At 66.9% G+C, this 20,156-nt stretch carries 24 protein-coding genes and 1 pseudogene; 13 read left to right on the forward strand and 12 right to left on the reverse strand.

Annotated features, from left to right (window positions below; translation table 11 throughout):
- The first annotated feature begins 1 nt into the window (after nt 1).
- Complete coding sequence (locus tag G6N54_RS11895) at nt 2–307, forward strand: MGMT family protein (RefSeq protein ID WP_163790335.1); 306 nt, start codon at nt 2–4, stop codon at nt 305–307.
- Here the strand turns inward: G6N54_RS11895 and G6N54_RS11900 are convergent.
- The 3 genes from G6N54_RS11900 to G6N54_RS11910 all read right to left on the reverse strand — a co-directional run bounded on the left by G6N54_RS11900 (nt 304) and on the right by G6N54_RS11910 (nt 3,520).
- Entirely contained in the window at nt 304–1,158 is an 855-nt protein-coding gene (locus G6N54_RS11900; protein ID WP_163790336.1) for a TIGR02569 family protein, read from the reverse strand. The genes G6N54_RS11895 and G6N54_RS11900 overlap by 4 nt on opposite strands.
- A 55-nt stretch (nt 1,159–1,213) precedes the next feature.
- A complete protein-coding gene (gene moeZ / locus G6N54_RS11905; protein ID WP_163790337.1) occupies nt 1,214–2,407 on the reverse strand; it encodes an adenylyltransferase/sulfurtransferase MoeZ in 1,194 nt (397 codons plus the stop codon).
- Nucleotides 2,408–2,491: 84 nt separating this feature from the next.
- Nucleotides 2,492–3,520 (reverse strand): DUF3152 domain-containing protein, encoded by a 1,029-nt coding sequence (locus tag G6N54_RS11910; RefSeq protein WP_179969199.1) that lies wholly within the window; start codon nt 3,518–3,520, stop codon nt 2,492–2,494.
- A gap of 188 nt (nt 3,521–3,708) precedes the next feature.
- Between G6N54_RS11910 and G6N54_RS11915 the strand changes: the two genes are divergently transcribed.
- Nucleotides 3,709–4,392, forward strand: coding sequence for a TetR/AcrR family transcriptional regulator (locus G6N54_RS11915; protein WP_163790338.1), 684 nt, complete (start codon nt 3,709–3,711; stop codon nt 4,390–4,392).
- Here G6N54_RS11915 and G6N54_RS11920 read toward each other — a convergent pair.
- Nucleotides 4,379–4,648: a DUF3107 domain-containing protein gene (locus G6N54_RS11920; RefSeq protein WP_163790339.1), complete on the reverse strand. Its 270-nt coding sequence runs from the start codon at nt 4,646–4,648 to the stop codon at nt 4,379–4,381. The genes G6N54_RS11915 and G6N54_RS11920 overlap by 14 nt on opposite strands.
- Before the next feature lie 196 nt (nt 4,649–4,844).
- Between G6N54_RS11920 and G6N54_RS11925 the strand changes: the two genes are divergently transcribed.
- Nucleotides 4,845–5,624 (forward strand): MmpS family transport accessory protein, encoded by a 780-nt coding sequence (locus G6N54_RS11925; RefSeq protein ID WP_372513151.1) that lies wholly within the window; start codon nt 4,845–4,847, stop codon nt 5,622–5,624.
- Nucleotides 5,625–5,628: 4 nt separating this feature from the next.
- Here G6N54_RS11925 and G6N54_RS11930 read toward each other — a convergent pair whose 3' ends face one another.
- Complete coding sequence (locus tag G6N54_RS11930; protein ID WP_163790340.1) at nt 5,629–6,324, reverse strand: ferritin-like fold-containing protein; 696 nt, start codon at nt 6,322–6,324, stop codon at nt 5,629–5,631.
- A 240-nt stretch (nt 6,325–6,564) separates the two neighbouring features.
- Here G6N54_RS11930 and G6N54_RS11935 point away from each other — a divergent pair, with 240 nt between their 5' ends.
- Both G6N54_RS11935 and G6N54_RS11940 read left to right on the forward strand, forming a co-directional pair.
- Nucleotides 6,565–8,085, forward strand: coding sequence for a DEAD/DEAH box helicase (locus G6N54_RS11935; protein ID WP_163790341.1), 1,521 nt, complete (start codon nt 6,565–6,567; stop codon nt 8,083–8,085).
- A 24-nt stretch (nt 8,086–8,109) separates the two neighbouring features.
- Nucleotides 8,110–9,321, forward strand: coding sequence for an Rv3212 family protein (locus G6N54_RS11940; protein WP_163790342.1), 1,212 nt, complete (start codon nt 8,110–8,112; stop codon nt 9,319–9,321).
- A 25-nt stretch (nt 9,322–9,346) separates the two neighbouring features.
- Here G6N54_RS11940 and G6N54_RS11945 read toward each other — a convergent pair whose 3' ends face one another.
- Nucleotides 9,347–10,147, reverse strand: a complete 801-nt coding sequence (locus G6N54_RS11945) for a ParA family protein (protein WP_163794686.1) — start codon at nt 10,145–10,147, stop codon at nt 9,347–9,349.
- Between the two features lie 79 nt (nt 10,148–10,226).
- On the opposite strand from G6N54_RS11945, the gene G6N54_RS11950 reads away from it, so the two are divergent.
- The 3 genes from G6N54_RS11950 to G6N54_RS11960 are packed head-to-tail and all read left to right on the forward strand — an operon-like array spanning nt 10,227 to nt 12,414.
- A complete protein-coding gene (locus G6N54_RS11950; RefSeq protein WP_163790343.1) occupies nt 10,227–10,838 on the forward strand; it encodes an acid phosphatase in 612 nt (203 codons plus the stop codon).
- Nucleotides 10,835–11,935 (forward strand): isochorismate synthase, encoded by a 1,101-nt coding sequence (locus G6N54_RS11955; protein ID WP_232073679.1) that lies wholly within the window; start codon nt 10,835–10,837, stop codon nt 11,933–11,935. Before G6N54_RS11950 ends, G6N54_RS11955 begins: the two co-directional genes overlap by 4 nt.
- Nucleotides 11,932–12,414, forward strand: coding sequence for a GNAT family N-acetyltransferase (locus G6N54_RS11960; protein WP_163790345.1), 483 nt, complete (start codon nt 11,932–11,934; stop codon nt 12,412–12,414). The genes G6N54_RS11955 and G6N54_RS11960 overlap by 4 nt, the downstream gene beginning before the upstream one ends.
- Here G6N54_RS11960 and G6N54_RS11965 read toward each other — a convergent pair.
- Nucleotides 12,366–12,821 (reverse strand): hypothetical protein, encoded by a 456-nt coding sequence (locus G6N54_RS11965; RefSeq protein WP_163790346.1) that lies wholly within the window; start codon nt 12,819–12,821, stop codon nt 12,366–12,368. The genes G6N54_RS11960 and G6N54_RS11965 overlap by 49 nt on opposite strands.
- An 80-nt stretch (nt 12,822–12,901) precedes the next feature.
- On the opposite strand from G6N54_RS11965, the gene G6N54_RS11970 reads away from it, so the two are divergent.
- Together G6N54_RS11970 and whiB1 are read left to right on the forward strand one after the other, a co-directional pair.
- Nucleotides 12,902–13,867 (forward strand): diacylglycerol/lipid kinase family protein, encoded by a 966-nt coding sequence (locus G6N54_RS11970; protein WP_163790347.1) that lies wholly within the window; start codon nt 12,902–12,904, stop codon nt 13,865–13,867.
- Nucleotides 13,868–14,150: 283 nt separating this feature from the next.
- Nucleotides 14,151–14,405: a transcriptional regulator WhiB1 gene (whiB1, locus tag G6N54_RS11975; RefSeq protein WP_085220076.1), complete on the forward strand. Its 255-nt coding sequence runs from the start codon at nt 14,151–14,153 to the stop codon at nt 14,403–14,405.
- 26 nt (nt 14,406–14,431) lie between these two features.
- Here the strand turns inward: whiB1 and G6N54_RS11980 are convergent, their stop codons facing one another.
- Together G6N54_RS11980 and G6N54_RS11985 are read right to left on the reverse strand one after the other, a co-directional pair.
- On the reverse strand, nt 14,432–15,934 hold the full coding sequence (locus G6N54_RS11980; RefSeq protein WP_163790348.1) for a sensor histidine kinase: 1,503 nt from the start codon (nt 15,932–15,934) through the stop codon (nt 14,432–14,434).
- A 49-nt stretch (nt 15,935–15,983) separates the two neighbouring features.
- Nucleotides 15,984–16,199: a biotin/lipoyl-binding carrier protein gene (locus G6N54_RS11985; RefSeq protein ID WP_163794687.1), complete on the reverse strand. Its 216-nt coding sequence runs from the start codon at nt 16,197–16,199 to the stop codon at nt 15,984–15,986.
- 214 nt (nt 16,200–16,413) lie between these two features.
- Between G6N54_RS11985 and G6N54_RS31570 the strand changes: the two genes are divergently transcribed.
- Entirely contained in the window at nt 16,414–16,488 is a 75-nt protein-coding gene (locus G6N54_RS31570; RefSeq protein ID WP_089025046.1) for a 50S ribosomal protein bL37, read from the forward strand.
- A 29-nt stretch (nt 16,489–16,517) separates the two neighbouring features.
- Here G6N54_RS31570 and rsrA read toward each other — a convergent pair whose 3' ends face one another.
- Both rsrA and G6N54_RS11995 read right to left on the reverse strand, forming a co-directional pair.
- Nucleotides 16,518–16,814, reverse strand: a complete 297-nt coding sequence (rsrA, locus tag G6N54_RS11990) for a mycothiol system anti-sigma-R factor (protein ID WP_163790349.1) — start codon at nt 16,812–16,814, stop codon at nt 16,518–16,520.
- The gene (locus G6N54_RS11995; RefSeq protein WP_163794688.1) at nt 16,811–17,473 is read right to left on the reverse strand and encodes a sigma-70 family RNA polymerase sigma factor; all 663 of its coding nucleotides are present in this window, start codon (nt 17,471–17,473) and stop codon (nt 16,811–16,813) included. The genes rsrA and G6N54_RS11995 overlap by 4 nt, the downstream gene beginning before the upstream one ends.
- Nucleotides 17,474–17,762: 289 nt before the next feature.
- Here G6N54_RS11995 and G6N54_RS12000 point away from each other — a divergent pair, with 289 nt between their 5' ends.
- Together G6N54_RS12000 and G6N54_RS12005 are read left to right on the forward strand one after the other, a co-directional pair.
- Nucleotides 17,763–18,611: an SDR family oxidoreductase gene (locus G6N54_RS12000; RefSeq protein WP_163790350.1), complete on the forward strand. Its 849-nt coding sequence runs from the start codon at nt 17,763–17,765 to the stop codon at nt 18,609–18,611.
- Nucleotides 18,612–18,622: 11 nt separating this feature from the next.
- Nucleotides 18,623–19,102, forward strand: a pseudogene (locus G6N54_RS12005) (YbaK/EbsC family protein).
- Here the strand turns inward: G6N54_RS12005 and G6N54_RS12010 are convergent.
- On the reverse strand, nt 19,099–19,983 hold the full coding sequence (locus tag G6N54_RS12010) for a cyclopropane mycolic acid synthase family methyltransferase (protein WP_163790351.1): 885 nt from the start codon (nt 19,981–19,983) through the stop codon (nt 19,099–19,101). The pseudogene G6N54_RS12005 and the gene G6N54_RS12010 overlap by 4 nt on opposite strands.
- Between the last annotated feature and the right edge of the window lie 173 nt (nt 19,984–20,156).

Consider the following 20,156-nt stretch of genomic DNA (forward strand, 5'->3'; position numbering starts at 1 on the left):
CATGGCGCCGGTGACCGAGGAGCAAGTCGAGCGGGTGCGCGCACTGGTCGCCGCGATTCCCTCGGGCCGCGTCTGTACCTACGGCGACATCGCCGCTGTCGTAGGGCTTTCCAGCCCGCGGATCGTCGGATGGATCATGCGCACCGACTCCTCCGACCTGCCCTGGCACCGAGTGATCACGGCATCCGGACGCCCGGCCCGGCACTTGACGACGCGGCAACTCGAACTATTGCGCGCCGAAGGAGTGCTCGCCGTCGACGGGAAAATCGCGCTCAGCGAGGTTCGCTACGAGTTTCCGCCGGACTAGAGCACCAGGCGGATCAAAGCCGCCGTGCGGGCCAGGCCCGGGAAAGCCTCGGCAGTGGATCGCGGGTGTAGCGTGTGTACGGCCAGACGGAACATCAACGCGCGCAACAACATCTGCGGCCATTCCGGCAGCGCGTTCCAGCGTTCGATCAGACCGTCGTCGGCCTCACCCCAGGACAGCGCGTCGACGACGACCACACCGGCGGCCCACGACGCCGGACGCCAGTACGGCGTGATGTCGGTGATTCCCGGCGCCGCGGTGCCGACGAAAAGCACCGTGCCGTAGAGATCCCCGTGCACCAGCTGGTTGGGGCTCTTGGTCGGCTTACGCAGCGTGGCGAGCTGGGTGATCAGTTCGACCGAGCGGTCGGCGTCGGCGCTGGGTGGAGCGGACCGCGCGCCCGGGGGAATCGACTGCAGCGGCCGCTCTTCCCACGCGCTGCGGTCGGCGGCGATGAACACGTCGACGTCCGACCACGGCGTGGTCGGTCCCTGCGTCAGGAATCGGGGGCGCTCGAGTTTGCCGGTGGCCTCGTGCAGCCGCACCGCCGCCGAGACGACTTCGTCGTGGCGCGGCTCCGGCGTACCGGCGACAAACGTGTCCGCTCGCCATCCCGAGACCACGTAGCGGCCGTCAGTCGAGCGGACCGGCCGGGCCAGCCGCACCCCGTCGACGAACAGCGTTTCCCGCACTCGCGCAGACCACGCCGCGCGCGCATGGTCCGCCACGATCGAGAGGACGACCTCGCCGCATCGCCAGCCGCCCTCCCAGCTGGCGCCCAAGGCGATCGGCTTCACGCCGGCCAATCCAAACGCCGAAAGCACGTGCTCCGGCGGTGGATCGACACTCACGGGGGTTAGCCTAGCCGGGCGACGATGCGCGTCGTTACGACGCGCTGATGGGGCGTCAGTACATCACCATGTCGGGCTGCATCTGCTGCGCCCACGCCACGATTCCGCCCTGCAGATGGACGGCATCGGCAAAACCAGCCTTCTTCAGCGCTGCCAGTACCTGGGCCGATCGCACGCCCGTCTTGCAGTACAGCACCGCCTTGCGGTCGTGCGGCAGCTTTGCCAGACCCTCGCCGGAGCTGATCGACGACTGCGGGATCAACTGGGCGCCGCCGATATGATTGATGTCCCATTCGACCTGCTCCCGAACGTCGATCAGGGCCAACGCCTTGCCCGAGTCCAGCAACGCGCGCAGCTCACGCGGGGTAATGGTCGAGCCGGTGGCCGCCTTGGCCGCGTCGTCGGAAACCTCACCGCAGAACGCCTCGTAGTCGATCAGCTCGGTGATCCTCGGTGTGGCCGGATCCTTGCGGATCCTGATCGTGCGGTAGCTCATCTCCAGCGCGTCGTAGATCATCAGCCGGCCCAGCAGCGATTCGCCGATGCCGGTGATCAGCTTGATCGCCTCGGTGCCCATCACCGAGGCGATCAAAGCGCAGACGATGCCCAGCACGCCGCCTTCGGCGCACGACGGCACCATGCCGGGCGGCGGCGGCTCCGGGTAGAGGTCGCGGTAGTTCAGGCCACGCTCATTGCCGGCGTCATCGGCCGGAGCGTCTTCCCAGAACACCGAAACCTGGCCTTCGAAGCGGTAGATCGACCCCCAGATGTAGGGCTTACCGGCCAGCACCGCCGCGTCGTTGACCAGATACCGGGTGGCGAAGTTGTCGGTGCCGTCGACGATCAGGTCGTACTGCCGGAACAGGTCGACGGCGTTGCTCGCCTCCAGCCGGAACTCGTGGAGGCGCACCTGCACCAGCGGATTGATCGCGTGGATCGAGTCGCGCGCGGACTGCGCCTTGGGCCGTCCGACGTCGGCCACGCCGTGGATGATCTGGCGCTGCAGGTTCGACTCGTCGACGATGTCGAATTCGATGATGCCGATCGTCCCGACGCCGGCCGCGGCCAGATACAGCAGCGCCGGTGCGCCGAGTCCGCCCGCGCCGATCACCAGCACCCGCGCGTTCTTGAGTCGCTTCTGCCCGTCGACGCCCAGGTCCGGAATGATCAGGTGACGGCTGTAGCGCGCCACCTCGTCGCGATTCAGCTCGCCCGCCGGCTCGACTAATGGCGGCAACGATGTGGACACCACATATCTCCTCGGTCGACTCAACTGCTACCAGTCAACGCTTCCGTCACCGGCAATGCTTCCCCGGTGCGCTTCGTCGCGGGGCTAGGCGATCGGATACGGCCAGGGGTTGAAGCGGCAGGTCTTGCCGTCGGCCTTGACGTACTCGGGGTCGAACTTCGCCGCGTCGTCGTTGGAGGTGGAGAACGTCTGCTGCATCATCACCGGCGCCAATCCGCCCTGCTTGTCGCACGGTTCGTGGCGCACATAGCCGATGGCATGGCCGACCTCGTGGTTGATGACGTACTGCCGGTACTCCCCGACGTCACCCTCGAACGGCACGGCGCCGCGCACCCAGCGCGCCTCGTTGATGAACACCCGTGCTTGCCGTTCCGTGCCGAATACCGGGTTGTAGCAGGAGGTCTCCAGCCGGAATTCGTAGCCGCAGCCTTCGCGCACCGTCACCGGGGAGACCAGCGAAATCCGGAAGTCGGGTTTCCCGTTGTCGATCCGGACGAAGGCGAATTGCGGATTGTGCGTCCAGCCCTTGGGGTTGGCCAGCGTCTGATCGACCATCGTGGCGAACGCGTCGTCACCGCCGAACATTGCGGGATCCAGGCCGTCCTCGACCTCGACGGTGTACCGGAACACCTTGGCGGTGCCCTGACCGATCTGCGGCGTGGTGCCGGGCACGACGTGCCACGTCTTTTCGCCGGCTTCGGTGAACGGCCCGCCGTCCGGCAGCGTCCCGGCCGGCAGATTCGCGTCGAAGGTGGCCAGGCCGCGCGGCGGTGCGTCGAGGATGGCGGTGCCCACCGCCCCGATGGCCGGGGGCCCCTGGATGGGGGGCTTACCCGCCGTCGGTTGCGGGGCGCCGACGCCGGTCGCCGTCTGGTAGATGACCACCGCGGTCAGCGCCACCAGAACGGGCAGGGCGTACGCGCGCCAGCCGTACGTGGAGATGAACCGGCCCAGCCACGTTTGTTTCCGCCACTGGCGGGGACGGTCGCGATCGACGCGGGCTCGACCGGTACCCAGCGCGATCGGGTCCCGCAGCGCGCGAAGCGGTTCTCGCCACTCGTCACGCAGCATCGGTACTCGACCGGTGCCGTGCACGGGCGGCTCGGACGTCATTGCCCCAGGATGGCACAGCCGGAACCGTGGGGGTCCCTGGCGCGCCCGACGACACCGGTTCGGGCTGCACCTACGGTGCCGATGCCGGTCACTGGTACACCATGGGTAGTAATGTCTGTGCGACGAGCGGCGTGCGGCCAGCCCGTCGGTATTCGATGGTCGGTCGCCACAATTCAGATGAGGACCAAGTGAGCGATCTCGCCAAGTCGGCGGCACGGCGTGCCGTCAGATCGGACCGGGGTCGGCCGAGTGACGGCATAGCGACCTCGAACCGGCGGGGTAACCGGTTGCCGCGCGACGAGCGGCGCGGCCAATTGCTGATCGTGGCCAGCGATGTCTTCGTCGACCACGGCTATCACGCGGCCGGCATGGATGAGATCGCCGATCGGGCAGGGGTCAGCAAACCCGTTCTGTACCAACACTTTTCCAGCAAGCTGGAGCTGTATCTGGCGGTGCTCGATCGCCACGTCGAGAACCTGGTCTCGGGCGTGCAGAACGCCCTGAGTACCACCACCGATAACCGGCAACGGTTGCGCGCGGCGATCCAGGCGTTCTTCGATTTCATCGAGCACGACAGCCAGGGCTATCGGCTGATTTTCGAGAACGACTACGTCACGGAGCCCGAGGTCGCTGCGCAGGTGCGGGCGGCCACCGAATCGTGCATCGACGCGGTGTTCGCGCTGATCAGCGCCGATTCGGGCCTGGACCCGCACCGCGCCCGGATGATCGCGGTGGGCCTGGTCGGCATCAGCGTCGACTGCGCCAGGTACTGGCTGGACTCCGACCGCCCGATCTCGAAGTCGGATGCCGTCGACGGCACCGTCGCGTTCGCGTGGGGCGGACTGTCACACGTGCCGCTTACTCGCTCTTAGCGCCCTTGCCGGACTTCGCGCCGACGTCCGCCCCGATTCCGAAGCCGACCCGACGGCCGTCGGCGGCACCGATCTCGACGTAGGCGATCTTGGCGGTGTGGATCAGGAAGCGGCGGCCCTTCTCGTCGGTTAGGCCCAGGAGGCCCGAACCTTCACGAAGCGCGGCACTCACGGCATCTTCGACCTCCGCAGGCGTCTGTGCACTGGCGAACACCAGCTCGCGCGGACTGTCCGTGATACCGACCTTGACCTCCACGATGGCCCCTTCCGTTGATATTCCGTCGCAGGCGTGTCAGCTGCAGGTTAATGGACGCGGCCGAGCTGCTCCGAGCAGAGGGGGACTGGGGGCGCTTCGCGCTAAGCGAAACCCTTTCTAACGGCAGATAACGATTCGCTCCCAGCTGGATCAAGGTGGCGCACGGCACCCGGTCTTGTCCTGTCACGTCAGTAACATCGGCCTCATCAGAAACACGATCGATGATCGCACCGGCCTAGACCGCGGCTATCGCCGCGACTACCCCGATGACGACACCTACGACGGAGCCGACTACGACGGCTACGACGATGACGGCTACGACGATGACGAGTACGTCGACGACGACCACGAGGAGTACGACGAGCTCAAGGAACTCCTCTGGCCGATCGGCAGCTGGCGCCCGGCGGTCGCGGTGCTGGGCGCAGTGGTGGCGATCGGCGCGATCGCGACCGCGGTGATCATCAACAGCGGCGACAGCGCATCGACGAAGGCCACCGTCGCGCCCGCGGCTCCCACGACGGTGAGCTCCGCGCCCCGGACAACCAGCCCGCCGAGCGCGTCGCAGCGCCCGGCCCCGAGCACCTCGCAAGCACCCCAGCTACCGCCGGAGACCGTCACCACGCTGACCCCGCCGAGCGCGGCGCTGACGACTCCGCCGCTGGCCGCGCCACCTCCCGCGGTCGTATCACCAAGGGCCACAATCAATCCGAGCACCATCTACTACAGCGTGACCGGGACGAAGACACTCCTGGATCTGGTGAACGTCGTCTACACCGACGCCCGTGGCTACCCCCAGACCGAGTTCAACGTGGCGCTGCCGTGGACGAAGGTGGTGGTGCTGAATCCGGGCGTCACGACCCAGTCCGTCGTCGCGACCAGCATCGTCGGCAAGCTCAACTGCGCGATCGTCAATGCCCAGGGCCAGGTCGAAGTGGCGTCGGCCAACAACGCGAACCTGGCGACCTGCACCAAGTAGGGAATCAGCTCAGGCCGAGCTCGCGCATCCGCCGGTCGTGGGTTTGCTGCAGACGCTCGAAGAACGCGCCGAGCTGCCCCAGACCGCCGGTGCCGGACAGCACCAGGTCGACCAGCTCGTCATGATCGGCCAGCAGGTATTGCGCCTGGGTGATGGCTTCGCCGTACAGCCGGCGGGCCCACAGCGCCAACCGGCTGCGCTGTTTGCCACTCGCGGTCACCGCGGCGCGCACTTCGGCGATGACGAACTGCGAGTGCCCAGTTTCCGACAGGGCCGCACGCACCACGTCGGCTACCTCGTCGGGCAGTCCGTCGGCGATCTCGAGGTAGAGGTCGGCGGCCAGCGCGTCGCCGACATAGGTTTTCGCCAGTGCTTCCAGCCAGGTGCTGGGCATCGTCAGCCGGTGGTAGTTCTCGATCGCGGAGACGTAGCGCGACATCGCCGAAACAACGTCGACGCCACGGTTTTCCAGGGCATCGTCCAGCAGCTCGTAGTGCTTCATCTCGGCGGCCGCCATGCTCGCCATCGAGATACGTCCCCGCAGGTCAGGGGCCATACGAGCCTCGTCGGTCAGCCGGTAGAAGGCGGCCACCTCACCATAGGCCAGCACTGCGAACAGTTCGTTGACACCCGGATGATCCGCGGTCAGTCCCACTGAAGGCGAATCGTCTACTTGGTCGGCAGAGGAGGCCGAAGTCATGGGCATCACTGTAGTCGGCGGACCTGGAAGAAGATGGGTCTGAGCTATCGACCAGCTATCATGCAGGTTGATAGTGGCTGTATCTCTTCGCACGGCCGTTATCGGCGAAATGTGCGTGCACCGCTGGCCCGCCCCAATCTCAGCAGGGCCTGGCGACTCGGAGTCGGAATTCGTGCGCGCGTGACCGCGACAGAAAAACCGACTCAACCGAATAGTCACCGAAAGGTACATCACTCACGCATGACTGCATTGACGAGTAAGACTGAACCAACTTTTGCCGAACTCGGCGTCCGCGACGAAATTGTGCGGGCCCTCGCCGAAAAGGGCATCGAGCACGCCTTTGCTATCCAGGAACTCACCCTGCCGATGGCGCTGGCCGGCGACGACGTCATCGGCCAGGCCCGCACCGGTATGGGTAAGACCCTGGCCTTCGGCGTCCCGCTGCTGCAGCGCATCACCAACGGCGTCGGCGTGCGGCCGCTCAACGGCACGCCGCGTGCACTGGTCGTGGTGCCCACCCGCGAACTCTGCCTCCAGGTCACCGAGGACCTGGCCGCCGCCGCCAAGCATCTGACCGCCGGCAGTGACCCCGCGGCCGGAACCCGGCCGTTGTCGGTGGTGTCGATCTACGGCGGCCGGGCCTACGAACCCCAGATCGACGCGCTACGCACCGGCGCCGACGTCGTGGTCGGCACCCCCGGCCGGCTGCTCGACCTCTCCCAGCAGGGTCACCTGCAGCTGGGCGGGCTGTCGGTGCTCGTCCTCGACGAGGCCGACGAGATGCTGGACCTGGGCTTCTTGCCCGACATCGAGCGCATCCTGCGCCAGATCCCGGCCGACCGGCAGTCGATGCTGTTCTCGGCGACTATGCCGGACCCGATCATCACGCTGGCCCGCACCTTCATGGTGCAGCCCACCCACATCCGGGCCGAGGCGCCGCACTCGGCGGCGACCCACGACACCACCGTGCAGTTCGTCTACCGCGCGCACGCGCTGGACAAGGTGGAGATGGTCAGCCGCATCCTGCAGGCCGAAGGCCGCGGCGCGACGATGATCTTCACCCGAACCAAGCGCACCGCGCAGAAGGTCGCCGACGAGCTGGCCGAGCGCGGCTTCAAGGTCGGCGCCGTGCATGGCGACCTCGGCCAGATCGCCCGCGAGAAGGCCCTCAAGGCGTTCCGCAACGGCGACGTCGACGTGCTGGTGGCCACCGACGTCGCCGCGCGCGGCATCGACATCGACGACATCACCCACGTCATCAACTACCAGATCCCCGAGGACGAACAGGCCTACGTGCACCGGATCGGCCGCACCGGTCGCGCCGGCAAGACCGGTATCGCGGTCACCCTGGTGGACTGGGACGAGCTGCCCCGCTGGACGGCGATCGACAAGGCGCTGAACCTTGGCTCCCCGGAGCCGGCCGAGACCTACTCCAACTCACCGCACCTCAAGGCCGAGCTGGGCATCCCGGCCGAGGCGACCGGCACCGTCGGCACGCCGCGCAAATCGCCGGTCAAGCGCCGTGACACCGACAATCGCGATCAAGGCGACGGCCAGAAGTCGAGTCGTGCCCGCTCCCGTGCGCCGCGCCGTCGCACCCGCGGTGGTCAGCTCGTGAACGGCCACTCGGCCGGTAGCGAGGGCGAAGGCACCGGGGAGACGCCGTCGGACCCGGCGTCCGGCAATGGCGGCAGTGCCAGTGGCAACCGTCGTCGCCGGCGTCGCCGCAAGCCGGCGGAAGCCAGCACGCACGCCAACTGAGCCAGCCGAGTCGACAGCCCAGGCATGGTCAAACCCGAACGCCGAACCAAGGGCGATCTGTTGGCCGCCGCGGCGATCGCGGTCGTCGTCGCCATCACCGCGTCGCTGATCTGGTGGACCAGCGACGCTCGGGCCACGATCAGCCGACCCGCCGCGACGCCGGCGCCCAACCCCACGGTGGCCCGGCAGGTGCCGACCAGCCTCAAGCAGCTGTGGAGCGCGGCCAGCGCCGCCACCACGGCACCGGTGATCGTGGCCGGGACGGTCACCACCGCCGACGGCCGCGAGGTCGACGGGCGCGACGCCGGCACCGGCCAGACGCGCTGGAGCTACTCCCGCGACACCGACCTGTGCGGCCTGTCGTGGGTCTACCACTTCGCGGTCGCGGTCTATCGCGACGACCGCGGTTGCGGCCAGGTCAGCACCATCGACGGGTCCACCGGTCGCCGCGGGCCCGCCCGCAGCAGCTACGCCGACCCGCAGGTCCGCCTGTCCTCCGACGGCACGACGGTGTTGTCGGTCGGCGATACGCGGCTGGAACTATGGCGTTCGGACATGGTCCGGATGCTTGCCTACGGCGAGACCGACGCCCGGGTGAAACCGTCGTCGCGGGGACTGCACTCCGGATGCAAGCTGTACTCGGGGGCGGCCAGCTCGCTGCAGGTTTCGGTGCTGGAGAGCTGCGCCAACCAGGCCGATTTGCGGCTCGCGCTGTTGCGTCCCGGCAAGGAAGACGACGAGCCTTCGCAGCACCTCGTCGCCGAGCCCGGCATCGGGATGAACTCGGGTGCTCGTGTGTTGACCGTCTACCAAAGCAATACGGCCGTTTATCTGCCGACACCGCAGCCCCGAGTCGACGTGGTCGATGAAATGGGCAGCACGGTGGCCAGCGCGCTGCTGCCCAAGGCGCCGACGAATTCGGCGGTGTCGCAAGCCGGCAACCTGATGACGTGGTGGACGGGCGAGTCCGTTCTGGTGTTCGACGCGAGCACGCTGAACCTGCGCTACACGATCGCGGCGGGCGGCACGACGGTCCCGTTGGGACCCGGCACCATGATGGCGGGCAAGCTGCTCATTCCGGTCACCGGCGCGATCGGCGTCTATGACCCGACGACCGGGGCCAACGAGCGCTACATTCCGGTGAACCGGGCGCCGAGCAACCGCGCGGTCGTCCCGGCCGTGTCGGGCTCGCACGTGTTCGAGCAGCGCGGCGACACCGTGGTGGCGTTGGGCTGAACCCCGCCCGAATGTGCGTTACGCGCTATGCCTCGACGGCGAACGTCGGCAGCGGTTTTCCGGACTTCCAGTGCTTGAGCAACGCCTGCGCCAGCGTGGCGTACGCCACCGCGCCCTTGTTCTTGCGCCCGGCCATCACCGACGAACCGGACGCGCTGGCCTCGGCGAAGCGCACCGTGCGTGGGATCGGCGGTGCCAGCACCGGCAGGTCGTAGCGGTCCGCGACATCGAGCAGCACATCGCGGGTGTGGGTGGTCCGCGAGTCGTACAACGTCGGCAACGCGCCCAGCAACCGCAGCTTCGGGTTGGTGATCTGCTGGACATCGGCGACGGTGCGCAGGAATTGACCGACGCCGCGGTGGGCCAGCGTCTCGCACTGTAGCGGCACGATCACCTCGTCGGCGGCCGTCAGCCCGTTCAGGGTGAGCACCCCCAGCGACGGCGGGCAATCGATGACGATCACGTCGAATTGGTCGGCGACTTTGGCCAGTGCGCGCTTGAGCGCGTACTCACGGCCGGCCCGCATCAGCAGCATCGCCTCGGCACCCGCCAAGTCAATGTTGGCCGGCAGCAGCGTCATTCCCTCCATCGTGGTGACCAACGCCGCACTCGGCTCGACCTCACCGAGCAGCACCTCATGCACCGACACCGGCAACTTGTCGGGATCTTGACCGAGCGAGAACGTCAGGCACCCCTGCGGATCGAGATCGACGAGCAGCACCCGTCGTCCTTTTTCCACCATCGCCGCGCCCAGCGAGGCAACCGTCGTCGTCTTGGCGACTCCACCCTTCTGGTTAGCCACCGCCAGTACCCGCGCTTCACTCACACCTGCCATCCTGGCACGTTCCGGGGAGCTAAGGACTTCCATCTTCGGCGACGGCAAGTCGTGGGGCAGAATCACCGGCATGGGCTTGCACAACCATCGACTTGTATTGCTGCGCCATGGCGAGACCGAGTGGTCGAAATCCGGCCAGCACACCGGCCGCACCGACATCGAACTTACCGATTCCGGCCGGCTCCAGGCCGAGCTTGCCGCGCACGTCCTGCGTGAACTGAAACTCGTCGACCCATTGGTGATTAGCAGCCCGCGAATTCGTGCGCTGATCACCGCCAAGCTGGCCGGGCTCACCGTCGACGAGGTAACCGAACTGCTCGCCGAATGGGATTACGGCTCCTACGAGGGGCTGACGACCGAACAGATCCGGGAAACGGTGCCAGATTGGCTGGTGTGGACGCATGGTTGTCCCGGCGGCGAGAGCGTGGCGCAGGTCAGCGCCCGCGCTGACCGGGCCGTCGCACTGGCTTTAGAGCACATGGCCTCGCGCGACGTAGTTTTCGTGGGCCACAGCCACTTTTCCCGTTCGGTCATCACCCGCTGGGTCGAGCTGCCGCTCGTCGAGGGCAGCCGCTTCTGGATGCTGGCCGGCTCGATCGCCGTATGCGGATTCGAGCATGGCCTGCGACAGCTCGCCGCCCTCGGACTGACCGGTGTCCCGCAGGCGATCGCACCCGGGTGAGCTCGGTCGAACCGCCTTTCGCATTGTGCGGCCCGCGAGGCACCCTGGTTGGCGAAGGGGTGCGGGCGCACTACCACGACATGGGCGCCGCGCAGACCGCGCTGATTTCGGGATCGACACCAATAGTATTGGGCGCGTTGCCTTTCGACGTGGAGAGACCGGCCGCACTGTTGGTGCCGGAGACGGTATACCGCAGCGACGGCCCACCGGATTGGCCGATGGACCCGCTGCCCGGTGTGCACGTCGCCGCGGCCATCCCGGCCCCCGCCGACTACCGCGCCCGGATCAGCCGCGCCCGAGACGAGCTGCGGGCACCGGACACCTCGCTGAGCAAGGTGGTGCTGGCCCGCGCTTTGCAGCTGACCGCCGACGACGCGCTGGACGCCCGCGTCCTCCTGCGCCGGCTCATAGCCAACGATCCGGCGGCCTACTGCTATCTGACCGACCTCACCCCGGCGGGCGCGGACTACGCGGGCGCGGTCCTCGTCGGCGCAAGCCCCGAGCTGCTGGTCGCCCGCTCCGGCGACCGGGTGAGCTGCCAGCCGTTCGCCGGTTCGGCACCCCGCGCCGTCGACCCGCAGCGCGACGCCGCCAACGGCGCCGCGCTGGCCGCGTCCGCCAAGGACCGCCATGAGCATCAGCTGGTCATCGACACGATGCGGGCGGCGCTGGAACCGCTGTGCGACGAGCTGACCATCGCGCCCGAGCCGCAGCTGAGCCGCACCGCCGCGGTATGGCATCTGTGCACACCGATCAGCGGCCGGCTGCGCGATAAGTCAACCACCGCAATCGATTTGGCGTTGGCACTGCATCCCACCCCGGCGGTCGGAGGGGTGCCGGCCAAGGCCGCGTCCGAGTTGATCGCCGAACTCGAAGGTGACCGCGGCTTCTACGCGGGGGCGGTGGGCTGGTGCGACGCCGACGGCGACGGCTATTGGGTGGTGTCCATCCGCTGTGCGCAGCTGTCGGCGGATCGCCGCACCGCGCTGGCCCGCGCCGGCGGCGGCATTGTCGCCGAATCGGATCCCGACGCCGAAGTAGAGGAAACCACAACGAAATTCGCCACGATACTTAACGCGCTGGGAGTTGAGCAGTGAGCGAAAACATCCGTCGTGCCAAACCCGAAGACGCCGCGGCTATTACCGACATGATCCATGCGCTGGCCGAATTCGAACACGCCGCCGACGAATGCACCGTCACCGAAAAGCAAATTTTCACAGCGCTTTTCGGTGATTCGCCGATCGCATACGGACACGTCGCCGAAGTCGACGGTGAGATCGCGGCGATGGCGCTGTGGTTCGTCAACTTTTCCACTTGGGACGGCGTCGGCGGCATCTACCTCGAAGACCTGTTCGTACGCCCCGAATTTCGCCGCCGCGGCCTGGCCCGCGCACTGTTGTCGACCCTGGCGGCCGAATGCGTCGACAACGGCTACACGCGGTTGTCGTGGGCGGTGCTGAACTGGAACGCCGACGCGATCGCGCTGTACGACGAGATCGGCGGCCAACCGCAACGAGAGTGGACGACCTACCGGCTGTCCGGGCCGCTGCTGTCCAAGCTGGCCGGCCCGCGCTGATCGCCCCCGGTGACCCAGCGCAACGCCGCGGGACTGAAGAGCAGCAGCAACGCTGTCAGCGCCACGACGGCCAGCGGTATGCCGAAGGCGGGCCGATGTGAGCCCACCGCCAGGTACCAGGCCACCGGCAACAGCAGCAGCTGCGTGAACACCGCCAGCCCGCGCCCCCAACGCCGACCGACGACGAGTGCTCGCCCTGCGGCCAGCACCACGCCGCCGATCACCAGGAACCAGAGCGCGGTACCCAAGCCGTTGACCACCCGCTGGTCGGCCCCGGCGATCGCGCGCACCACCAGGACCACCGCCATCGCCAGTGCGGCCAGTCCCTGCGCCGCGACGATGAGTCCCGCGCCGCGAACAGCGGACGGCGGCGGTGGTGTCTCCTGGTTGCGGGGGACGCGGGTCACAGCGTCAGCGTAACCACGCGGTACCCCCCAGCGCTTCCCCCACAGGGCCGCCTTAACCGCCCCGCATAAGCTCGTGCGTCATGCGAGCCGTGCTGATCGTGAACCCCGCAGCCACGTCCACCACGCCCGCCGGCCGCGATCTGCTGGCCCATGCGCTCAAGAGCCGTCTCGAGCTCACCGTCGAGCACACCAACCACCGCGGTCAAGGCACCGAACTCGGCCGCGCGGCCGCCGAGAGCGGGGTGGACCTAGTCGTCGTGCATGGCGGCGACGGCTCGGTCAGCGGGGTCGTCAACGGCATCCTGGGCCCTCCCGGCGCGGCGCGGCCCGCGCACGTCCCGGCGGTCGCGGTGGTGCCCGGCGGTTCGGCCAATGTGCTGGCCAGGTCGCTGGGCATCTCCCGGGACCCCGTCGCCGCGACCAACCAGCTGATCCAGCTGATCGACGACTACCGGCGCCACCAGACCTGGCGACGCATCAGCCTGATCGACTGCGGCGAGCAGTACGCCGTGATCAACGCGGGGATGGGCGTCGATGCCGAGGTGGTCGCCGCGGTGGAGGCCCAGCGCAACAAGGGTGTCAAGGTCACGCCGTTGCGCTATTGGCGGGTGGCGGTACCCGCCACGATTCGCTACAGCCGCCGCGCGCCGGACATGACGCTGGAAATACCCGGCCGCGATCCCGTCTCGGGCGTGCAATTCGCCTGGGTCTCCAACACGACGCCGTGGACCTACAGCAACAGCCGGCCAATGGTGACGAACCCGGGCTGCAGCTTCGAGTCGGGCCTTGGCGTGTTCGCCGTCACGAGTTTGAAGGTGATTCCCACGCTTCGATTACTGCGCCAGATTCTGGCGAAGAACCCGAAACCCGAAGCCAAACAACTTGTCCGCGATGACGACACACCTTGCCTGCGAATCACGTCCACCGGGGAGCCGGTCGCCAGCCAGTACGACGGGGAATACCTCGGCCTGCGCGACTCGATGACGTTCCGGGCGGTGCGCGATGCGCTTCCCGTGGCGGCGCCGCCGCAAAGCAAACCGTCCTGAGCTGCGGAAACAGCCAGCGAGACGGCGTGGGCAGCCGAAAATCCCCGGCAGGGTAGTCGGCGAGAGTAGTACAACGGAGTGAGGGCTTGACTAAGCCTTAATCAAAGTGAGATAGCCCACGCACTAACTCACGCTATTGACATCTGTTGTGCCTGTGAAACGATCGAAAGGTTGCATGCAGAGATTGTGGGGGTACCGAACGGACCCTTACTCATGCAAGCGTTAAGAGCCGAAGAATAACGCCAGCGCGCGATGCTGCGCACATAGTGAGGAGTAACTACTTATGGATTGGCGCCACAAGGCGGTGTGTCGCGACGAGGACCCGGAGCTGTTCTTCCCGGTAGGGAATAGCGGCCCGGCGCTCGCGCAGATCGCTGACGCGAAACTGGTCTGCAATCGGTGCGCGGTGACCACGGAGTGCCTCGGATGGGCACTGAACACCGGTCAGGACTCCGGCGTGTGGGGCGGTATGAGCGAAGACGAGCGGCGCGCGCTCAAGCGCCGCAACGCCCGGACGAAGGCCCGCAGCGGAGTCTGATCCCAGTCTCTAGACAGCGCGGGCAGCTACAGCAGCAGCCTCGACCGACGGCCGATCGGCACCCTCAGCACCACGTCGGTGCCGCCCTGGGGTCCCTGACGCATGCCCAGCGTGCCGTCCAGCTCGGCCGCCACCAGGGTGCGCACGATCTGCAGACCCAGGCTGTCGGATTTCTCCAAGCTGAAGCCCTCGGGCAGCCCCCGCCCGTCGTCGTGCACCACCACGTCGAGCCAGCGCGCCGAGCGCTCGGCGCGAATCGTCACCGACCCTTCCTGGGCGGCCGGGTCAAACGCGTGCTCGATCGCGTTCTGGACCAGCTCGGTGATCACCATGATCAGCGCCGTGGCGCGGTCGGAGTCGAGCACACCCAGATCACCGACCCGGTTGATCCGGATCGGCCGGTCCACCGAGGCCACGTCGTTCATGATCGGCAGGATCCGGTCGATCACTTCGTCGAGGTTCACCTGCTCGTCAACCGACATCGACAATGCGTCGTGGACGAGGGCGATCGACGACACCCGGCGCACCGATTCGATCAGCGCCTCGCGGCCTTCGGCGTTGACGGTCCGGCGGGCCTGCAGGCGCAGCAGCGCCGCGACCGTCTGCAGGTTGTTCTTCACCCGGTGGTGGATCTCACGGATCGTGGCGTCCTTGGAGATCAGGGCCCGGTCGCGGCGCTTCACCTCGGTCACGTCGCGAATCAGCACCGCGGCGCCCACCCCGGCGCCGTGCACCACCAGGGGCAACGTCCGCAACAGCACCGTGGCACCGCCGGCATCGACCTCCATGCGCATGCTCTTGCCGCCGGCCAGCAGGTCCTGCACGTGCTCGGCCATCTCCTGGGCTTCGAACGAGTCCGAGATCAGCGGCCGCGTGATCCGGATCAGGTTGTGACCCTCCAACTCGCTCGTCAGTCCCATCCGGTGATACGCCGACAGGGCGTTGGGGCTGGCGTAGGCGACCACGCCGTCGACGTCGATGCGGATGAATCCGTCGCCCACGCGAGGCGTGGAGCGTGACATGGCGACGTCGCGCACGTCGGGGAAGGTGCCGTCGGCCAGCATGTGGACCAGATCGGCGGCGCAATCGCGATAGGCGGTTTCCAGGTGCCCGGAGTTCTGGTTGGCGGTCAGCTCGGTTTGGTGCTGGGTAAGCACCGCGACCACCTGATCGGCGTAACGCACCGGGGACGCCGCGACGTGCGGGCCGGGAAGTTGCCACGAATCTTGTTGGCGCGCATTGGTTTCCAGGTGCGCAGTTCCTGACGCGAAGGTCTCGGCGACCAGCGGTAGCCGCTCGGCCTCCACGACGCTGCCCACCGAATCCGTCTGCAGCACCGTGGGCGCGGTGTTGGGCCGGCATTGCGCGACACACACCAACACGCCGTCGTCGCGGCGAACCCACATCAGGTAGTCGGCGAACGACAGGTCGGCCAGCAGCTGCCACTCACCGACCACCGCGTGCAGGTGGTCCACCGCATTGCCGGGCAGCATCGTGTGTTCGGCCAGCAGGTCACCGAGCGTGGACATCAGTTACTCCCGTGTCGTCCCACGGCGGTATGCGCGCAGCGCAGAACGGCTAGCTGATTACGGCGATCAGATCGCCCGCCTGGATGACGTCACCAACGGCCACGCTCACCTTGCTGACCGTGCCCTCGACCTCGGCCAAGACCGGAATCTCCATCTTCATCGACTCCAGCAGCACCACGATGTCGCCCTTGCCGATTTGGTCGCCCTCGTTGACAACGACTTCGAGCACGCTGGCCACGATCTCGGCACGAACATCCTCGGCCATCTTCACCCCACTCGTTTCGGCCATTGCGCATGCTGGCTGGTCCGGGCTTTCGTCAAGCTCATGTATATCGAACCACAACATCATCGGGCACACCGGCGCGCGGGTTGACGCCCGGTGGGGTGAAAAAGCACGGCCGCCGCCGTGAGAGAATTGTCGGCAACCTGACCGGGCGCCCAGCGCCGGAGATCATGAATGAAATATGGAGGTTCTCCCCATGGCCAAGCGTGGCCGCAAGAAGCGTGACCGTAAGTACAGCAAGGCCAACCACGGCAAGCGCCCCAACGCCTAACCGCTGGTAGTCGCACCGCAGCGCCGGTACTACACGTCCCGGACGATCGTGGTGCGGCGGATCTCGAGCCGCAGCCGCTCGCGCAGGCCCTCCGGGGCCTTGTCACCGCTGCATTTGGTGGCGATCAGCGCTTTGAACTGCTCTTCAATCCCGAAGAGCCGCAGGCATGGCGGGCATTCCTCGAGATGCTGCTTGAGCTTTTTCCGGTTCTCGGCGGTGCATTCGCCGTCGAGCAGCGTCCATACCTCGGCGATCAGTTCGGCGCACTCGGCCTTCGTGCGGGGGTCCGCACCCGCCGAGGCGCCATCGGACGAGAACTCGCTCATGACGACACCTCCTCGTGCGCTTGCGGACCCCGGATGAAGCCGCGCTCCTTGGCGACGTCTTCCAGCAACGAGCGCAGCTGACGCCTGCCCCGGTGCAGCCGAGACATTACCGTCCCGATCGGAGTGTCCATGATCTCGGCGATCTCCTTGTATGGGAAACCCTCGACATCGGCGTAGTAGACGGCCATCCGGAACTCTTCCGGCAGTGCCTGCAGGGCCGCTTTGATCTCAGTGTCCGGCAGCGCCTCCAGGGCCTCGACCTCGGCCGATCGCAGCCCGGTGGACGAGTGCTCGGCGTTGGAGGCCAGCTGCCAGTCGGTGATCTCCTCGGTCGGATACTCCGCGGGCTGACGCTGCTTCTTGCGATAGCTATTGATGTAGGTGTTCGTCAGAATCCGGTACAGCCAGGCCTTGAGGTTGGTGCCGGCCCGGAACGAGCGGAACCCGGCGTAGGCCTTGACCATCGTTTCCTGAAGCAGGTCCTCAGCATCGGCGGGGTTGCGCGTCATGCGCAGGGCGCCGCCGTAGAGCTGATCCAACAGCGGAATGGCATCGCGCTCGAAACGCGCGGTCAGCTCCTCATCGGTTTCTTCAACCGGCCTGAGCTCTGCGTCGGCTGAACCGCGCACTTCTTCTGGACCATCGTCGAAGTCCGCCATCTCGATTAACACGGTCCCTTCCGTTGCAGCGTCGCCGCGTACCACCCCGAACGACACCGGACTCGCAAATAGGCGAGCCAACTGCTTCTCGCCTATTGAACTGCCTAACAGGCTCGTCGCCGTTGACACCAGATCCTCCTCCCAATCTAAAGGCTGCGACCGACATTGTTTGCCTGGGCCGCTCACATGCGTATTAGGGACCGACTTGAGCAACAGCGCGAGCCGATGGGCTATTTCCGGCGCCGAGCCCCCCAACCGCCCGGTTGGGACAGAGCGTTACTGTGACGCCATGTCTCTCAACGGCAAAACCATGTTCATCTCCGGCGCCAGCCGCGGTATCGGCCTGGCGATCGCCAAACGCGCAGCACAAGACGGCGCCAACATCGCGCTGATCGCCAAGACCGCCGAGCCGCACCCGAAACTGCCGGGAACGGTGTACACCGCCGCGAAGGAACTCGAGGAAGCCGGCGGCCAGGCGCTGCCGATCGTTGGGGACGTCCGCGACCCCGATTCCGTCGAATCCGCGGTGGCCAAGGCCGTCGAGCAGTTCGGCGGCATCGACATCTGCGTCAACAACGCCTCCGCGATCAACCTCGGGTCCATCCTCGAAGTGCCAATGAAGCGGTTCGACCTGATGAACGGCATCCAGGTACGCGGCACGTACGCCGTGTCGCAGGCGTGTCTACCGTACATGAAGGGCCGGGAGAACCCGCATGTCCTGACGCTGTCCCCGCCGGTACTGCTGGGTCAGGAGTGGCTGAAGCCGACGGCGTACATGATGGCCAAGTTCGGCATGACGCTGTGCGCGCTGGGAATCGCCGAGGAGATGCGGGAAGAAGGCATCGCGTCCAACACGTTGTGGCCGCGCACGCTGGTCGCCACCGCCGCCGTGCAGAACCTGCTCGGCGGCGACGAGGCGATGGGCCGGGCCCGCAAGCCCGAGATCTACTCCGACGCCGCCTACGTGATCCTCAACAAGCCGTCCAAGGAGTACACCGGCAACATGCTGCTGTGTGAGGACGTGCTGGTGGAAAACGGCGTCTCCGATTTGTCGGTCTACAACTGCGTGTCGGGCGGCACCCTCGGCGTCGACTTCTGGGTCGATGGCGTCAACCCGCCGGGGTACACGGGCCCCTAAGGGGACATAGCGTGGCCGCGACGCCGGCACTGGCGGCGCTGACCAAGCCCGGCGTGCCGCACGAGGTGGTGAAGTTCGACCACGATCCGCGGGAGCATTCATTCGGTGTGGAAGCCGTTAATGCGTTGGGCGCGGCCGGCATTGCGCCCGGGTAGGTCTACAAGACGCTGGTGATCGCGATCCCCAACGGGTTGGCCGTCGCGATCGTGCAGGCGTCCGCCCGGCTCTCGCTGAAGGCGGCCGCCGCGGCGCTGGGCGTGGCCAGGGCGGCGATGGCCGAACCCGCGGTCGCCGAACGGACCACCGGTTACGTCGTCGGCGCGGTCTCGCCGTTCGGACAGCGCAAGGCGCTGCCGACGGTCGTCGATTCCAGCGCGCTCGCCTGGGAGCGGGTGTTCTGCAGCGCCGGGCGCCGCGGCTGGGATGTCGCGGTGGCCCCGGCGGACCTGATCCGCGTCACCGGAGCGGTCACCGCCGACATCCAGGCTTAGCGTTTGGCGAGGGTGAACTGCGCGACGTCGGTGTACCCCTCGCGGAAAAGGTCGGCGCAGCCGGTCAGGTACTTCATGTACCGGTCGTAGACCTCCTGTGACTGAATCGCGATGGCCTCGTCACGCCGCGCTTCGAGCGCGGCCGACCAGTTGTCGAGGGTGCGGGCATAGTGCAGCCGCAACGGCTGATAGAGCTCGAGGTTGAAGCCCGCGCGCTTGGCGTGCTCCTCGACGGACTTGGCGTTGGGCAGGTCTCCACCAGGGAAGATCTCGTCCATGATGAATTTCATGAAGCGGATCTTCGTCATGGTGAGCGGCAGCTCGCGCTCGGCGAATTCCACGTCGCTGGGCTTGATGATGGTGTGCAACATCATCACGCCGTCGGCCGGGAGCGCCTCGTAGGCGGTTTTGAAGAAGTCGTCGTACCGGTCGCGTCCGAAGTGCTCAAACGCGCCGATGGAAACGATGCGGTCGACCGGTTCGTCGAACTGTTCCCAGCCCTGCAGCAGCACCCGCTTGGTTCGTCCGGACGGATGCTGGTCCAGCCGCTGCTGAACGTGTGCCTGCTGATTACGGCTCAGCGTCAGGCCGACGACGTTGACGTCGTAACGCTCGAGGGCACGGACGATCGTGGTGCCCCACCCACAGCCGATGTCGAGCAGCGTCATGCCGGATTGCAGCCCGAGCTTGCCCAGCGACAGGTCGACCTTGGCGAGCTGAGCCTCTTCGAGCGACATGTCCTCGCGCTCGAAATAGGCGCAGCTGTAGGTGCGCGTCGGGTCCAGGAAGAGCGCGAAGAATTCGTCGGACAGGTCGTAGTGCACCTGCACGTCTTCGAAATGCGGCTTCAGGCCAGGAGTTTCGCTTTCCTTTGAGGACAAAAGGCACAACTTTCTGATCGGTTTTTATTGGACTTTGCGGCGCCCGATCGAAGTTGATCGACTCCCCCCGGTGTAACAGTCTATCGAGCCCATGACCGCGCCCCGACCAATTCGCGTCCAGCGAACTTCATCAACCACGTAGAAGTACTCTTTCACCGCTATGAACGGCCGAT

The organism is Mycobacterium stomatepiae (genome assembly GCF_010731715.1).
Classification (GTDB): domain Bacteria; phylum Actinomycetota; class Actinomycetes; order Mycobacteriales; family Mycobacteriaceae; genus Mycobacterium; species Mycobacterium stomatepiae.

What these genes read in the sequence shown, in the direction of transcription:
- G6N54_RS11995 (WP_163794688.1), bottom strand. Translation starts at nt 17,473, where the DNA reads ATGGCGGACTTCGACGATGGTCCAGAAGAAGTGCGCGGTTCAGCCGAC.
- G6N54_RS11970 (WP_163790347.1), top strand. Translation starts at nt 12,902, where the DNA reads ATGCGAGCCGTGCTGATCGTGAACCCCGCAGCCACGTCCACCACGCCC.
- whiB1 (WP_085220076.1), top strand. Translation starts at nt 14,151, where the DNA reads ATGGATTGGCGCCACAAGGCGGTGTGTCGCGACGAGGACCCGGAGCTG.
- G6N54_RS11895 (WP_163790335.1), top strand. Translation starts at nt 2, where the DNA reads ATGGCGCCGGTGACCGAGGAGCAAGTCGAGCGGGTGCGCGCACTGGTC.
- G6N54_RS11930 (WP_163790340.1), bottom strand. Translation starts at nt 6,324, where the DNA reads ATGACTTCGGCCTCCTCTGCCGACCAAGTAGACGATTCGCCTTCAGTG.
- G6N54_RS11940 (WP_163790342.1), top strand. Translation starts at nt 8,110, where the DNA reads ATGGTCAAACCCGAACGCCGAACCAAGGGCGATCTGTTGGCCGCCGCG.
- G6N54_RS11950 (WP_163790343.1), top strand. Translation starts at nt 10,227, where the DNA reads ATGGGCTTGCACAACCATCGACTTGTATTGCTGCGCCATGGCGAGACC.
- G6N54_RS12000 (WP_163790350.1), top strand. Translation starts at nt 17,763, where the DNA reads ATGTCTCTCAACGGCAAAACCATGTTCATCTCCGGCGCCAGCCGCGGT.
- G6N54_RS11935 (WP_163790341.1), top strand. Translation starts at nt 6,565, where the DNA reads ATGACTGCATTGACGAGTAAGACTGAACCAACTTTTGCCGAACTCGGC.
- rsrA (WP_163790349.1), bottom strand. Translation starts at nt 16,814, where the DNA reads ATGAGCGAGTTCTCGTCCGATGGCGCCTCGGCGGGTGCGGACCCCCGC.
- G6N54_RS11980 (WP_163790348.1), bottom strand. Translation starts at nt 15,934, where the DNA reads ATGTCCACGCTCGGTGACCTGCTGGCCGAACACACGATGCTGCCCGGC.
- G6N54_RS11985 (WP_163794687.1), bottom strand. Translation starts at nt 16,199, where the DNA reads ATGGCCGAGGATGTTCGTGCCGAGATCGTGGCCAGCGTGCTCGAAGTC.
- G6N54_RS11910 (WP_179969199.1), bottom strand. Translation starts at nt 3,520, where the DNA reads ATGACGTCCGAGCCGCCCGTGCACGGCACCGGTCGAGTACCGATGCTG.